Annotated in this window: 12 protein-coding genes and 1 pseudogene; 8 read left to right on the top strand and 5 right to left on the bottom strand. The window is 74.5% G+C overall.

Translation table 11 applies throughout. From position 1 onward, the window contains the following. Positions 1 to 200 precede the first annotated feature (200 nt). Together hemG and hemQ are read left to right on the top strand one after the other, a co-directional pair. Positions 201 to 1,616 (top strand): protoporphyrinogen oxidase, encoded by a 1,416-nt coding sequence (hemG, locus tag ABZ951_RS27720; RefSeq protein ID WP_344090941.1) that lies wholly within the window; start codon positions 201 to 203, stop codon positions 1,614 to 1,616. Between the two features lie 10 nt (positions 1,617 to 1,626). Continuing rightward, a complete protein-coding gene (gene hemQ / locus ABZ951_RS27715) occupies positions 1,627 to 2,343 on the top strand; it encodes a hydrogen peroxide-dependent heme synthase (RefSeq protein WP_344090939.1) in 717 nt (238 codons plus the stop codon). Between the two features lie 29 nt (positions 2,344 to 2,372). On the opposite strand, the gene ABZ951_RS27710 is transcribed toward hemQ, so the two are convergent. Further along, complete coding sequence (locus ABZ951_RS27710) at positions 2,373 to 3,959, bottom strand: alpha/beta hydrolase (protein WP_344090937.1); 1,587 nt, start codon at positions 3,957 to 3,959, stop codon at positions 2,373 to 2,375. A 454-nt stretch (positions 3,960 to 4,413) separates the two neighbouring features. Here ABZ951_RS27710 and ABZ951_RS27705 point away from each other — a divergent pair, with 454 nt between their 5' ends. The 3 genes from ABZ951_RS27705 to ABZ951_RS27695 all read left to right on the top strand — a co-directional run bounded on the left by ABZ951_RS27705 (position 4,414) and on the right by ABZ951_RS27695 (position 7,811). Next, positions 4,414 to 5,112: a nuclease-related domain-containing protein gene (locus ABZ951_RS27705; protein ID WP_344090934.1), complete on the top strand. Its 699-nt coding sequence runs from the start codon at positions 4,414 to 4,416 to the stop codon at positions 5,110 to 5,112. A 126-nt stretch (positions 5,113 to 5,238) separates the two neighbouring features. After that, positions 5,239 to 5,631, top strand: coding sequence for a BlaI/MecI/CopY family transcriptional regulator (locus tag ABZ951_RS27700; RefSeq protein WP_344090932.1), 393 nt, complete (start codon positions 5,239 to 5,241; stop codon positions 5,629 to 5,631). Between the two features lie 146 nt (positions 5,632 to 5,777). Beyond that, complete coding sequence (locus ABZ951_RS27695) at positions 5,778 to 7,811, top strand: transglycosylase domain-containing protein (RefSeq protein WP_344090930.1); 2,034 nt, start codon at positions 5,778 to 5,780, stop codon at positions 7,809 to 7,811. A 49-nt stretch (positions 7,812 to 7,860) separates the two neighbouring features. On the opposite strand, the gene ABZ951_RS27690 is transcribed toward ABZ951_RS27695, so the two are convergent. Together ABZ951_RS27690 and ABZ951_RS27685 are read right to left on the bottom strand one after the other, a co-directional pair. Further along, a complete protein-coding gene (locus ABZ951_RS27690) occupies positions 7,861 to 9,135 on the bottom strand; it encodes a hypothetical protein (RefSeq protein ID WP_344090928.1) in 1,275 nt (424 codons plus the stop codon). 58 nt (positions 9,136 to 9,193) lie between these two features. Beyond that, positions 9,194 to 10,045: a peptidyl-tRNA hydrolase gene (locus ABZ951_RS27685; RefSeq protein ID WP_344090926.1), complete on the bottom strand. Its 852-nt coding sequence runs from the start codon at positions 10,043 to 10,045 to the stop codon at positions 9,194 to 9,196. Between the two features lie 12 nt (positions 10,046 to 10,057). Here ABZ951_RS27685 and ABZ951_RS27680 point away from each other — a divergent pair. The 3 genes and pseudogenes from ABZ951_RS27680 to ABZ951_RS27670 form a co-directional block, all read left to right on the top strand. Then, positions 10,058 to 10,795, top strand: a pseudogene (locus tag ABZ951_RS27680) (ATP-binding cassette domain-containing protein); the annotation flags it as partial. Positions 10,796 to 11,205: 410 nt separating this feature from the next. Continuing rightward, a complete protein-coding gene (locus ABZ951_RS27675) occupies positions 11,206 to 11,874 on the top strand; it encodes an ABC transporter (RefSeq protein WP_344090924.1) in 669 nt (222 codons plus the stop codon). Between the two features lie 29 nt (positions 11,875 to 11,903). Then, entirely contained in the window at positions 11,904 to 12,077 is a 174-nt protein-coding gene (locus tag ABZ951_RS27670; RefSeq protein ID WP_344090922.1) for a hypothetical protein, read from the top strand. 19 nt (positions 12,078 to 12,096) lie between these two features. Here ABZ951_RS27670 and ABZ951_RS27665 read toward each other — a convergent pair whose 3' ends face one another. Both ABZ951_RS27665 and zapE read right to left on the bottom strand, forming a co-directional pair. Further along, positions 12,097 to 12,969 carry a polysaccharide deacetylase family protein gene (locus ABZ951_RS27665; protein WP_344090920.1) on the bottom strand — a complete coding sequence of 291 codons (873 nt, stop codon included), beginning with the start codon at positions 12,967 to 12,969 and terminating at the stop codon, positions 12,097 to 12,099. 45 nt (positions 12,970 to 13,014) lie between these two features. Next, positions 13,015 to 14,157 carry a cell division protein ZapE gene (zapE, locus tag ABZ951_RS27660; protein ID WP_344090917.1) on the bottom strand — a complete coding sequence of 381 codons (1,143 nt, stop codon included), beginning with the start codon at positions 14,155 to 14,157 and terminating at the stop codon, positions 13,015 to 13,017. Positions 14,158 to 14,181 lie beyond the last annotated feature (24 nt).

Genomic DNA, 14,181 nt, shown 5'->3' with positions numbered 1-14,181 from the left:
GGGGCTCCCAAACCCGCCCGGCCGGTTAAAACCCCGCCGGGGGGGGGTTTGAGGACGCGCCCGCAGGGCGCTCGCCGCCGCAGGCGGCAACGACGGACGCGCCGTAGGCGCAACGCGGCAACGACGGACGCGCCGCAGGCGCAACGCGGCAACGACGGGCCGCAGCCGACCGCCCAGGCACCGTTTGAGAGGGTGGGGCCATGAGCGCAGCGCACACGCACGTGGTCGTCATCGGCGGTGGGATCTCCGGTCTCGCCGCCGCCCACCGGCTGGTGGAGGGCGGTGCGCGCGTCACCCTCGTCGAGGCGTCGGACCGGCTCGGCGGCAAGCTGAAAGCGGGCTCCGTCGCCGGGGTGCCCGTGGACCTGGGCGCCGAGTCCATGCTGGCCCGTCGGCCCGAGGCGGTCGCCCTGGCCCGGGCCGTCGGGCTCGGCGAGCGGCTCCAGCCGCCCGCCGTCGGCGGCGCCACGGTGTGGAGCCGCGGCGCCCAGCGGCCCATGCCCACCGGCCACATGATGGGCGTGCCCGGCGACCTCAGCGCCCTCGCCGCCTCCGGGGTGGTCTCCCCGGAGGGACTGGCCCGCATCGCCCGGGACGCGGACCTGCCGCCCACCGAGATCGGCGACGACATCGCCATCGGCGCCTACGTCGGCGAGCGGCTGGGCCGCGAGGTCGTGGACCGGCTGGTCGAGCCGCTGCTCGGCGGGGTCTACGCCGGTGACGCCTACCGCATCTCCCTGCGGACCGCGATGCCGCAGCTCTTCGAGGCCGCCCGCACCCACCCCTCGCTGATCGCGGCCGTCCGCGCGCTGCAGGCCCGCTCGGCGGCCCGGCAGCCGGCCGGTCCGGTCTTCATGGGCATCGACGGCGGCATCGGGCAGCTGCCGCTCGCCGTCGCGGACCGGCTGCGCGCGGCGGGCGCGGAGATCCTCACCCGTACCCGCGCGGACGAGGTCCGGCGGACCGGCGCCGCCTGGGAGGTCCGGCTGCCGGACCGGACGCTCACGGCGGACGCGCTCGTCGTCGCCGCCCCCGCGCCCGAGGCCCGGCGCCTGCTCGCGACCGTGGCCCCCGGGGCCGCCACCGAGCTGGCCACGGTCGAGTACGCGTCCATGGCCCTGATCACCATGGCCTTCCGCCGCTCCGACGCCGGTGGGCTCCCCAGGAGCAGCGGGTTCCTCGTGCCGCCCGTCGAGGGCCGGAAGATCAAGGCGTCCACGTTCGCGAGCCACAAGTGGGGCTGGATCGCGGACGCCGGCCCGGAGACGTTCGTCCTGCGCACCTCGATCGGGCGGTTCGGGGACGAGGAGGACCTGGAGCGCGAGGACACCGACCTGGTGGCGGCTTCGCTGAAGGACCTGGGCGACGCCGTGGGCCTGGCGGCCACGCCCGTGGAGAGCCGGGTCGACCGCTGGTACGCGGGGCTGCCCCAGTACCCGGTCGGGCACCTCGGCCGCGTCGCCCGGATCCGCGCGCACGTCGCCGCGCTCCCCGGGCTGCGGGTGTGCGGCGCGGCCTACGACGGGGTGGGCATCCCGGCCTGCGTCGCCGGCGCGCACACGGCCGCCGACGAGATCCTGGCGACCCTGACGCCGGGCGCCGGACCGGGCGAGTGAGAATAGGGACATGACTGACGCCCCCGAGAAGACCGCGAACGCCGGCAAGAAGGCCAAGGACCTCAACGAGGTCATCCGCTACACCCTCTGGTCGGTGTTCAAGCTCCGCGACGTCCTGCCCCAGGACCGCTCCGGCTACGCCGACGAGGTGGAGGAGCTGTTCGCGCAGCTCGCCGAGAAGGACGTCACCGTGCGCGGCACGTACGACCTCTCGGGCCTGCGCGCCGACGCCGACGTGATGATCTGGTGGCACTCCGAGACCTCGGACGCCCTCCAGGACGCGTACAACCTCTTCCGCCGCACCAAGCTCGGCCGCGCGCTGGAGCCGGTGTGGTCGAACATGGCGCTGCACCGCCCCGCGGAGTTCAACAAGTCGCACATCCCGGCGTTCCTCGCCGACGAGACGCCCCGCGACTACGTCAGCGTCTACCCGTTCGTCCGCTCCTACGACTGGTACCTGCTGCCGGACGAGGACCGCCGTCGCATGCTCGCGGACCACGGCAAGATGGCGCGCGGCTACCCCGACGTGCGCGCCAACACCGTGGCCTCCTTCTCGCTGGGCGACTACGAGTGGATCCTCGCCTTCGAGGCGAACGACCTCTACCGCATCGTCGACCTCATGCGTCACCTGCGCGCCTCCGAGGCCCGGATGCACGTCCGTGAAGAGGTGCCGTTCTACACGGGCCGCCGCAAGGCCCTCGCCGAGCTGGTCGCCGGCCTCGCGTAACCGCCTGCGCCGGACGGTGCCCGCCGGGTTCAGGCCCCGCGGGCGCCGGCCACCGGCGCCGGCTCCGGGCGCGGCCCGCACCACGCGCGCCGCCCCGGCACCACCCCGGTCAGCAGGTACGTCCGGGTGTGCGCGGTGACGCAGGGGTTGGGTCCGTACGCGATGCCGTGCGTGCCCGAGCGCCGCTCGGTGACCAGCGACGAGCCCGGCAGCCTGCGGTGCAGTTCCAGCGCCCCGGCGTACGGGGTGGCCGCGTCCCGCTCGGCGGCCAGCAGCAGCGTCGCCGGCAGGGTCCCCGCCGCCGCCCCGACCTCGATCGCCCGCTGCCGGTGCCGGTGCCCCGGCCAGAAGGCGCACGGCAGGTTCATCCAGGCGTTCTCCCACGTCTCGAACGGGGCCCGCTCGGCGAGCCGGGTGTTGTCCCGGTCCCAGACCGCCCAGGAGCGCGGCCACGGCGCGTCGTTGCACTCGACGGCGGTGTAGACGGCGTTGGCGTTCTCCGCGGACCGCGCCGACGCCGCGTCCGGCATGGCGAGCGCCCGCAGTGGCTTGTCGTCGCCGCGCAGGTAGGCCGACAGCGCGGCCGCGCTGCGCGCCCAGGTGCTGTCGGAGTACCCGACCTGGAGGAACGCGGACTGCAACTGCCCGGGGCCCAGCTTGCCGCCCACGGGACGGGCGGCCAGCCGCCGCCGGGCCCGGTCGTAGGCGGCCAGCACCTGCCCCGGGGTGCGCCCGAGGTGGTAGACGGCGTCGTGCCGGGCCGCCCAGCCGCGCCAGTCGGCCCAGCGGGTCTCGAACGCCTCCGACTGGTCGAGGTTGCTGCGGTACCAGATCTTCCGCGGCGAGGGGTTGACGACGCTGTCGAAGACCATCCGGCGCACGTGCCCGGGGAAGAGGGTGGCGTAGAGCGCCCCGAAGTAGGTGCCGTAGGACGCCCCCATGTAGGTGAGCTTCTTCTCGCCGAGCGCGGCGCGCAGCACGTCCAGGTCGCGGGCGTTGTTCAGGCTCGTGAAGTGCCGCAGGTCCCGGCCGCTCTTGCGGGCGCACCCCCGCGCGTACGCCTTCGCCTGCGCGACGCGCTGCCTCTTGTACGCCGCCGAGGGGTGCTGCGGGGCGTCGGTGGGCGCCTTGGCGAACTCCGCCGGTTCCACGCAGGACAGCGGCGCGGAGCGGCCCACACCGCGGGGCGCGTACCCGACGAAGTCGTAGGCGCGCGCCGTCGTCCGGTACTGCTGGACCCCGGCGAGGAGGGGGAAGAACATGCCGGAGCCGCCCGGCCCGCCGGGGTTGTACACGAGGGCGCCCTGGCGCTCGGCGCGCGTGCCGGTGGCGGGCGCGCGGCTGACGGTGAGGCTGATGTGCCGGCCCCGGGGCCGGGCGTAGTCGAGCGGGACGGAGACGGTGCCGCACTGCGCGGGCGCGGGCAGCGCCTCGACGGCCGGGCAGGCGCCGAAGCGGATGCCCCGGGCGGCGGCCTCCCGGGCGGCCAGGGCCGCGCCGCGGGCCTCGGCCCGGCCGCCCGGCACCCCGGACTCGTCCAGGGCGTCGGCCGGGAGGACGGCCAGTGAGGTGAGGACCAGGGAGCCGAGGGCTCCGTACACGGCTGCTGCTCTCACTGGCCATCCCTTCCTCGATTAATCCGACAAAAGGGATAATTGGCGCGAGGGTGGGTGAAGTAAAGGACCGCGGCGCGGTGTCGCCGCAATGGACTCGATGGGCGCAGCCGGCCCCGCGCCCGGGCGGCTGACTACGGCCCGTCGTTGCCGCCTGCGGCGGCGAGCGCCCTGCGGGCGCGTCCTCAAGCTCCCCCAGCTACCGCTGGGAGGTGCCCCCAGACGGGCTGGTAGTGGCTGAGCTCAGCCACTACCAACCCGTCCGGCGCTTGAGGACACCGCCGCGCAGCGGTGGTGCCGGTTCGCCTACGCTCCACGGCGGTCCCGCCTCCGGCGCCGGGCACTGGTGAGGCCCCGCGATCGGGGGGATGCCGCGGGGCCTCACCCGGTCAACGGCCGGGACGACCGGGTTGGTTCCCCCGCTTCTGCGGCAGTATGGCGGGTGGGGGTGGTGGGCGTGCGGGAGCGGCCGGACGGCAAGAGGAGCGCGAACGGAAAGAGTTACGACCCCGAGAGGCTTTTCCTCCCCCCGGACGACGACCTCGCCCCCAACCGCCCGGGCGAAACCCTCCGGGCGCGGCTGGAGACCTCCGGCGCGGGCCGCGCCGGGCTCGCGCTCGCCCGGCTCCTGCGCCGGCACCCCGTGGAGGACGCCTGGCGCCGCGCACTGGAGGCCGAGCAGCGCGTGGGGGCGGCGCTGGAGGAGCTGGCGGTCGGCGGCTGGGAGGTGCTGCACTCCATCGTCCTGCCGGGCGACGCCGTCATCTCGCACCTGCTGATCGGGCCCGGCGGTGTCTTCGGCGTCGCCGCCCGGGCCTGCCGCGGGGGCCGGGTCCAGGTGGGCGAGACCCTCGTCCGCTCCCCGCGCGAGCGGCAGCCGCGGCCGTACGTCCGCGAGGCCCGGCAGGACGCCGAGCGCTCCTCGCGCGTCCTCTCGCGGGGCTGCGGCTTCCCCGTCCGGGTCCGGCCCGTCCTCGTCCTCGTCGGGGCCGGCGGCCTGGAGGTGGCGCCGGCGCTGGACGACGTGCGGGTCCTGGGCGAGGGGGAACTGGCCGGGCTCACCGGGCCCGCCGCGCCCGGCACGGACCTGCCCCCGCACCGCGCCGACCGCGTCCACACGGTGGCCCGCAACCGCCGGGTCTGGCTCTGGGCCTGACCGCCCGGAGGCGGCCCGTGGCGCCCGGGGGGTGGCAGACCCTCGCCGGAGCGAGGGGCCCGCCGCCGAACCCCTTACACTCCTGTAGAGGTAAACGAAAAATCAGCAGAAGGAACGACGAAGCACATGACAGCGCCCACCCCCGCCCCCGTCGTACGTCAGGGCCGGCGCCGGGCCAGCGGAGCGCTCGAATGCGAAGTGCTCGCCGCGCTGCAGCGGGCCGGCGTCCCGCTGACCCCCCGCGAGGTACAGGGCTTCCTCCCCGGCGAGCTGACCTACAGCACCGTGGTGACGATCCTGTCCCGGCTGCACGGCAAGGAGGTCCTCACCCGCACCCCGCGCGGCCGGGCCTACGCCTACGCGCCCGTCACCGACGAGGCGGGGCTCGCCGCCCGCCGGATGCACAAGGTCCTCGACGGCCGCACCGACCGGGAGATCGTGCTGACCCGCTTCGTCGACGGCCTCACCGGCGAGGACCACCGGCTGCTGAAGCTGCTGCTCGCCACCGGCACCGCCTGACCGGCTCACCCTCCGGGCCGGATGTGACCCGATTCACCAGCCTCGCGGGGGTGCGGAAACGCTCCGGTACCCGAACAAGACGCCCGATTCGGATTCCGAGGACATCTGCCGTACCCACCCCCGCCGGCAGGCCATAGGCTCGAGCGGTGTTCGAACGACGCAAACGACGAAACGGGGCGCACGCCCGGAAGCAGCCCACCCCTGCCCGACGCAGGCGCGCCGCTCCCCGCAAGCGCAGGCTCCGCCCCGCCTATCCCCGGCCGGGGCGGCAGGGCTTCCGGCGCTGGGTGCCGTCGTGGCGCCAGACGCTGGGCCTCTTCCTCTCCGTGGGAGGGGTCTTCGGCGCCCTGGTGGCGATCATGTACGTCCGTACCGAGATACCCGCCGACCTCAACGCCTTCGCCACCCAGCAGGACAACGTCTACTACTGGGCCGACGGCTCCGAGATGGCCCGCACCGGCGAGGTCAACCGCCAGGACACCGATCTGAAGAAGATCCCCGAATCGGTGCGCTGGGCGGCGCTGGCCGCCGAGAACGAGACGTTCTACTCCGACAGCGGCGTCTCCGTCAGCGGTATGACGCGCGCCGTGACGAAGATGGTGACCGGCGGCAGCACCCAGGGCGGCTCGACGATCACCCAGCAGTACGTCAAGAACGCCTACCTGAACCAGCGGCAGACCTTCTCCCGCAAGCTCACCGAGACCTTCATCGCCATCAAGCTGGACAACCGGATGTCCAAGGACGAGATCCTGGAGGGCTACCTCAACACCAGCTGGTTCGGGCGCGGCACCTACGGCATAGCCCGCGCCGCCCACGCCTACTACGGCAAGGACGTCTCCCAGCTCAACGCCAGCGAGGGCGCCTTCCTCGCCTCCCTCCTCAAGGGCGCGGGCCTCTACGACCCGGCGCTCGGCGGGAAGAACCGCGAGCGCGCGGTGGAGCGCTGGGAGTGGATCCTCGACCGGATGGTCGGCATCGGCAAGCTCTCCAAGGAGGAGCGGGCCCGCTACACCACCTTCCCCGAGCCGAAGGCCCCGCCCAAGCCCGCCGGGCTCACCGGACAGACCGGCTACCTGGTGGAGACGGCGCGCGCCTATGTGAGCGCCCACACCGACGTCTCCGACCACGACTTCGATCTCGGCGGCTACCAGATCCGCACCACCTTCGAGAAGTCGAAGATGAGCGCCCTCAACAAGGCCGTCGCCGAGGCGCGGGGCAAGCTCGACCCCGAGAAGCGGGAAGCCGACCGGGACGTACGGATCGGCGCCGCCTCCGTCACCACCGACGGGCGCATCGTCGCCCTGCACGGCGGCCCGGACTACCTCAAACAGGGCTTCAACGACGCCAACTCCTCCGTCGTCCCGGCCGGCACCGCCTTCACGCCCTTCGTCTACGCCGCCGCCCTGAGCGAGGGCGTCCAGCTCGAACGCGGCAAGCCGCGCTCGCCCGTGTACCCCGCCACCGTCTACAACGGGGACAACAAGGTGAGCCTGCGCACCCCCGAAGGCCCCTACTGGGACCGCTCCGGAAAGATCGTCAAGGGGGTCAACGACGGCGGCAAGTCCTGGGGGAAGATCACCCTGCGGGAGGCGGTCGCCCAGTCGGCCAACACCCCGATCATGCAGCTCGGCATGGATGTCGGCCTCGACCAGGTGGGGGAGACGGCGGTCCGCACGGGCCTGCTCGAAAGCAGCCTCGGCACCAAGGTGCCCGCGTTCTCCCTGGGCACCGCCACGCCCAGTGCGATCCGGATGGCCGGCGCCTACGCCACCTTCGCCGCCCGGGGCCTGCACAGCGAGCCCTACTCCGTGGACAAGCTCAGCCGCAACGGCGACGCCGTGCCGGTGGAGAAGCCGAAGGCCGAACGGGCCCTGCCGCAGAGCGTCGCGACCGCCGTCGGGGACGCGCTGCGGGACGCCGTCGCCAAGGGGAGTGCCACGGCGGCCCGGGCGGCGGGCGCCGACGCGGCCGGCAAGCCGGGCACCGCCCAGGACAACAAGTCGTCCTGGTTCGCCGGGTACCGCGGGAACCTCTCCACCGCCGTCTCGCTCTCCCGGATCGAACCGAAGACCCAGGAGCTCCAGCCGCTCGACGGCATCGGCGGCGCCGCGAAGTCCACGCTCGGCAGCCCGTATCCGACCGACATCTGGACGCAGTACATGGCCGCGCTGAAGCGCTGACCCGGCCCCGCCTCCGGGCGGCCGCGCGCGGCCGCCCGGAGCAGGCGGGTCAATTCTTGACGAACGTCTTCCAGTCCGGGGACTGGGCCGGGTCCAGTCCGCGCAGCTTCGCCAGCACCTTGGGGTCCTGGGCGTCCATCCAGTCGGCGAGCTGCTTGAAGGAGACGCAGCGCACGCCGTCCCGCTTGCAGACCGACTTCATGACGTCCTCGATGGCCTTCATGTATATGCCACCGTTCCAGTCCTCGAAGTGGTTGCCGACGAACATCGGGGCGCGGCTGCCGTTGTACACGCGCTCGAAGCCGTTGAGATAGCCGTCGCGCGTCAGCTTCCGCCACTCCGCGTACTTCGCCGGGTCGCCCTTGGTGTTGTCACCGGACTGGTTGTAGAGGAAGTTGAAGTCCATCGACAGGACCTGCTTCTCGCTCTTGGGGTACGGCAGCAATTGCAGCGGGAAATTCCAGATGCCGTTGATCTGGGACGGCCAGATCTGGAAGTCGCCGGGCGAGCTCGCGTCGTAGCGCCACCCGAAGGGCTTGGCCGCGGCGATCAGCGCCTTCTGGCCCTCCAGGCACGGGGCGCGGCCGCCGACCAGTTCCTTCTTGTAGTCGAAAGGCAGCGGCGGCAGGTCCTTGTAGCCGGTGTTCGTCTTCCAGTTCTCCACGAACGCGTACGACTGCTCGATCTCGCTCTTCCACTCGGCCGGGCTCCAGTCGCCGCCGCCCTTGGCGCCGCAGAAGTGGCCGTTGAAGTGCGTGCCTATCTCGTTGCCGTCCAGCCACGCGCCACGGACCTGCTGGATCGTGTCCCTGATGTGCGCGTCGGTCGCGAAGGAGATGGCCGCGCTGCCCGGCTTGTGCTGCGGGGGCTTGTACAGCGACGCCTTGGACTTCGGCAGCAAATACATCCCGCTGAGGAAGAACGTCATCTGCGCGTCGTTCTGCTTGGCGACCTCACGGAAATGCGAGAACAGGTGGTCGCTGCCCTCCAGCGCGCCGTCCCACGAGAAGACGACGAACTGCGGCGGCTTCTCGCCCGGCTTGAGCTTCTCCGCCTTCGGCTGCTTGGGCTGCGGGCCGGTATAGGACGTCGAGCCGTCCCCGAGCACCCGGACCTTTCCGTCCCACTTCTCCTCGGGCTTCTTCTTCCCGGCGGTCGCCTCGTCCGCCGGCTCGCCGCCGGCCCCGTCCTTCTTCTCCGGCGACGCGGAGGCGGCGGCGGAATCGCTCTTTCCCTCGTCCTGCTTACCGGAATCACAGGCCGACAGCCCGATCGCGAGGGCAACGACGGCGCCCGCGGTGACCAGAGCCGTCGCGCCGTTCACGGTCCTTTTCGACAACTTCTTACCCCCTGGCGCCAAAACAGATGTTCTGGCGCCAGTATCACAGGTTGCTCACGCGGCCCCGCAGCGCCGGGTGGTCCGCGACCACCGTGCACGACCCCGGCGCGATCTCCGTGAACCCCGCGTCCCGCACCACCGGCAGCCCGCCGGTGGTCAGCTCCGCCCAGCGCGCCGGGTCGGCCGTCCGCACCGCCAGCGCGAAGCCGTCCTTGCGCCAGGCCGCGCGCGCCCCGTCGTCCAGCGCCCACCAGGCGAGGTGCGCCCCGTGCCCGGCCTGGGCCATGGCCTTGCCCGCCGACATCTCCAGCTCCGGGTTCAGCCACAGCACCGGCACCCCGGCGCCGGGCGCCGCGGGCGGCTCCGGGTCGTCCAGATCGGTCCCCGACACCTGGAGCTTCACCAGCTCCTTGGGCCAGCCGTCGAGCGGCACGGGCGGGAAGACCCGCACCTCCGCCCGGTCACCGGTCACGGCGATGCCCGGCAGCGCCGACGCCTTGCGCCACTCCGCGCCGCGGGCCCGCCGCACCACCTTGCGGATCCGGGCGTCCTGCCAGTCCCGCACCGCCTGCGCCCACTCGCCGTCCGCGGCCTCCGCGCCCTCCGCGCTCTCCCCGGCCTCCGCCGGGAGCGACCGTTCGTCGGAGAGCAGCATGAGCACCGCCCGGGCCGCGGTCTCCAGGGCGTCCGTCCGGGCCGGCGGGTCGGCCTTCTCGATCCGCACCACGAGCGGCAGGACGAACTGCGGCGCCTCGTCCCGCGGCTCCGCGGCGGCCGGGTCGGTGGCGGTGCCACCAGCGGCGGCAGGGGCGGCGGCAGGGGCGCCGGTGGAGGTGTCAGAGCTGGTCACGCCCCCAGTCTGCCAGCCGCCCGGGGGCCGTCCGGCAGCGGCCATTACTGTGAGCGCATGAGACTCCGGGGGGTCGGGCGCCGCTACGGGATCGGCGCGCCGTGGGTGCTGCGCGACATCGATCTGGACGTGCCGGCCGGTGCGCTGCTGCGTGTCCAGGGCGGCAACGGCAGCGGCAAGTCCACGCTGCTGCGCCTGCTGGCCGGCCTCGACGCCCCCTCCGCGGGCAGGATCACCGGCCGCCCCCGCACCGCCTTCGTTCCGGAACGCTTTCCGGCCGCGCTGCCCTTCACCGCGGCGGGCTACCTCACCGACCTCGGCCGCATCCACGGCCTCCGCCGCGCCGCCGCCCGGGCCGGGGCCCTGGAGTGGCTGGAGCGGTTCGGCGCCGCCGAGCACGCCCGCACGCCGCTGTCCGAGCTGTCCAAGGGCACCAGCCAGAAGGTCGCCGTTGCCCAGGGCCTCCTCGCGGCCCCCGACCTCCTCGTCCTGGACGAGGCGTGGACCGGCCTCGACCGGGACTCGCGCGCGGTCCTCGACAGCGCCGTCAAGGACCGTGTGGCCGCCGGGGCCACCGTCGTCTTCGTCGACCACGACCCCGGGCGCCTCGCGGGCGCCGCCGATGCCGTGTACCGCGTGGAGGCGGGCGGCCTGGTGGCCGACCGGGCCGGAGGCGCCGGGAGCGCCCGGGTCGCTGAGGGCGCCGCCGCAGTCCGGGAGCGGGCCCTTCTCGTCCGTGTGGAGGCCGAGGGCCCGCCCGGAGCGTCGCCGCCCGTCGTCCTGCCCGGTGACCCGGGCCGGGAGGCGCTGGGTCGCGGCACCCTTCCGTTGGCTGTCGCCCCCGGGCCCTCCGACGCAGTCCACCGCGCAGAGGCCGGCGGCCTGGTGGCCGACCGAGCCGGGGGTGCCGGGGGTGCCGGGGTCGCTGAGGGCGCCGCCGCAGTCCGGGAGCGGGCCCTTCTCGTCCGTGTGGAGGCCGAGGGCCCGCCCGGGGCGTCGCCGCCCGTCGTCCTGCCCGGTGACCCGGGCCGGGAGGCGCTGGGTCGCGGCACCCTCCGGTTCACCGTCGCGCCCGAGCACTCCGACGCCCTGCTGCGCACCCTCCTCACCGCACGCCCCGCCTGGCACATCCGGGCCGTCTCCACCGGCCCGGGCGCCGACCGTCCGACCCCCGACCGTCCGACCCCCGAAGGAGAGCCGGGACGGTGACCGCACTGCTCCGCTACCAGGCTGCCCTGCTGCTGCGCTCGCACCGCTGGCTGCCGCCGCTGATCCTCTACGGCGTCCTCCTGGTCGTCGGCGTGCGGGTGAACGAGCCCGTCCTGGACTCCTTCGGCTACGCGGCCGCCGCCCTGCTGCCCGTGGCCGCCTGGCTGGTCCGGGTCTGCGTCACCAACGAGCCGCCCGCCGCCCGGGACTGCGCCGCTGCGGCCGCCGGCCCCTGGCGGGTCCACCTGGCCGCGGTGCTGACGGCGCTCGGCGCCTCGGCGCTGCTCGCCGCCCTGGGCACCGCGGTGATCGCCGCGATCAGCGACCCCCGCACCGCCGACCACCAGAGCCACGTGCCCCTCGGCCCCGCGACCGCCGCGGGGGTGGTGGCCGCCCTCGTGTGCGCCTTGCTGGGCACCGCCGTCGGCGCCCTGTGCAACCGGCCCCTGCTGCGCAGCACCGCCTGGGCCGTGCCCGCGACCGTGCTCGCCGTCTTTCCGCTGCTCTTCGCCGGGGCGTCGCCCGCGCACGCCGCCGTGACCGGCCTGGTCACCGCCTCCCGGACCGGCGCCGTGCCCGGCTCGCCGCTGCCGCTGGCGGCCGCCGCGGTGCTGACGGCCGGCTCCGTCGCCGTGGCCTGCGCGGTCAGCAACCGGCGCGGCTGAGGGCGCGGGGGATGAGCGACCATGGAGGGATGACGGAGACGACGGGCCCGAAGGCCACCGGCACCCCGGGCGACGGCGGCGAAGGCTTCGCGGACTGCGTGCACTGCGGCAAGCCGACCGAGTATCCGGCCGCACGGCCCGGCAGCACGCTCTGCCCGGTCTGTGCGTGGCAGGAGGCCCAGCGGACGGCCTGCTCCGGCTGACCGCCGCCGGCCGCCCCGCTCAGCCCCCGGCGACCAGGTCCGAGACCCGGACGAGCTCGTAGCCGCGGGCGCGCAGCTCCGGGACGATCCGCCGCACCGCCTCCTCCGTGACCGGCGCCGCGCTGCGCGTGCAGTGCATCACCACCACCGAGCCGGGCTTCACCTGGGCCAGGACCTGGGACACCACCGGCCCGGCCTGCTTCGCGAAGGCGTCACCGCTGACGACGTCCCACTGCACGGCTGTCACCCCGGCCGGCGCTATCGCGCGCAGGGCCGCGGCGTCGTGGCAGCCCCCGGGGAAGCGGAAGTACGGCACGACGTGCTCGACCCCCGCCTTCCGGAAGGCGGCGAAGGAGCGCTCCACGTCGGCGCGCGCGGAGCCGGCGGCGACAGCCGGCAGCCCGTAGCAGGGCGTGGCGAACGCGTGGTGGCTGTAGGAGTGGCTGGCTATCTCGAACAGGGCGTCGCCGCCGATGGACTTCGCCTGGTCGGGGTACTGCTCGGCCCACTTGCCGGTCATGAACACCGTGGCGGGCACCTTCAGCCGCCGCAGCGTCGCGATCAGCTGCGGGTGGTCGAACCGCTCACCGCCCGCGGCCCGCCGGTCCTGGTCCGCGGTCATGTCGGCGTCGAAGGTCAGCGCGACGCGCTTCGCGCCCTCGCGCCTGCCGTGGGAGAAGACCGGGGCGGCGCCGCCGGGCCCCGCGGGCAGGGTCGGGGCGGCCGACGGCGCGGGGGTCGGGGCGGCCCGGCCCGCCGTGGTGGCGGCGGGGGAGCCGGAGGAGGAGGGGGTCGCGCGCTGTTCCCCACCGCCGCAGGCGGCGAGGGCGCCGCTGAGAGCGCAGACGACGACGGCGGTGCGGGCACGGGCGGCACGGGGCGGGGAGGGCACCGGGGCACCTTATGCCCCGCCCCGCGCGGCCCGGTACGCCCGCCCTTACTCGGACTGCTTGCTCTGCCCGGCGACCAGCGGCTTCGCGTCGCGCGCCAGCGCCGTCAGCCGGGAGATGGCCCGGAAGTACTTCTTGCGGTAGCCGCCGTTCAGCATCTCCTCGCTGAACAGCGCGTCGAAGGGCTGCCCCGACGCCAGCACCGGCACCTCACGGTCGTAGAGCCGGTCGGCGAGCACCACCAGGCGCAGCGCCGTGGACTGGTCCCCGACCGGCTCCACACCGGTCAGGCACACGGCCCGCACGGAGTCGCACATGGCGCCGTAGCGGCTCGGGTGGACCTTGGAGAGGTGCGCGAGGAGCGAGGGGAAGTCGTCGAGCGAGGCACCGCTCGTCGCGTACGCCGTACGGGTGACGGTGTCGTCGTCGTACGGGGCCGGCGCCTGCGGCAGGCCGCGGTGCCGGTAGTCCTCGCCGTCGATGCGCAGCGGACGGAAGTGCGCGGACAGCCCCTGGATCTCCCGCAGGAAGTCGGCGGACGCGAACCGGCCCTCGCCGAGCTTGCCGGGCAGGGTGTTGGACGTCGCGGCGAGCGCCACGCCCGCGTCGACGAGCTTGCCCAGCAGGGTGGAGACGAGCACGGTGTCACCCGGATCGTCCAGCTCGAACTCGTCGATGCACAGCAGCCGGTGGCCGCTGAGGGTGCGCACGGTCTGCTGGAAGCCCAGGGCGCCGACGAGGTTGGTCAGCTCGACGAAGGTGCCGAACGCCTTGTGCTCCGGCGCGGCGGGGGTGGCGTGCCACAGGGAGGCCAGCAGGTGGGTCTTGCCGACGCCGTAGCCGCCGTCGAGGTAGACGCCGCGGGGCCCGGCCGCGGGCTTCGTCTCGCGCCGGAACCAGCGCCGGCGGCCGGCGCCGCTCGCGCTCGCGCCGCCGAGCCCGGCCGCGAAGTCGCCGAGGACCCGGACGGCCTCGGCCTGGCTGGGCTGCGCGGCGTCGGGGATGTAGGTGTCGAAGCGCGCCGAGCCGAAGCGCGGCGGCGGCACCATCTCGGCGACCAGTCGGTCGGCGGGGACGTGCGGGGCGCGGGAGACGAGCGCGACGGGCGAGCCGGCCCCGGCGTCGGAGCCGGGGGCGCCACGGTCGGGCGAGTCTGCCGCGCTGGATGCGGAGGCGGTGGAGGGCGACACAACGCTCCAGCCTAGCCGCTGCCG

The organism is Streptomyces sp. NPDC046215 (assembly GCF_040646215.1).
In the GTDB taxonomy this organism is placed as follows: Bacteria; Actinomycetota; Actinomycetes; order Streptomycetales; family Streptomycetaceae; genus Streptomyces; species Streptomyces stramineus.
The sequence above is the reverse complement of the archived record's forward strand: the minus strand, read 5'-3'. Positions and strand labels throughout refer to the sequence as shown.

Coding starts and splice junctions, on each gene's coding strand:
- hemG (WP_344090941.1), top strand. CDS start 201: ATGAGCGCAGCGCACACGCACGTGGTCGTCATCGGCGGTGGGATCTCC.
- hemQ (WP_344090939.1), top strand. CDS start 1,627: ATGACTGACGCCCCCGAGAAGACCGCGAACGCCGGCAAGAAGGCCAAG.
- ABZ951_RS27700 (WP_344090932.1), top strand. CDS start 5,239: ATGACAGCGCCCACCCCCGCCCCCGTCGTACGTCAGGGCCGGCGCCGG.
- ABZ951_RS27685 (WP_344090926.1), bottom strand. CDS start 10,045: ATGGCCGCTGCCGGACGGCCCCCGGGCGGCTGGCAGACTGGGGGCGTG.
- ABZ951_RS27670 (WP_344090922.1), top strand. CDS start 11,904: ATGACGGAGACGACGGGCCCGAAGGCCACCGGCACCCCGGGCGACGGC.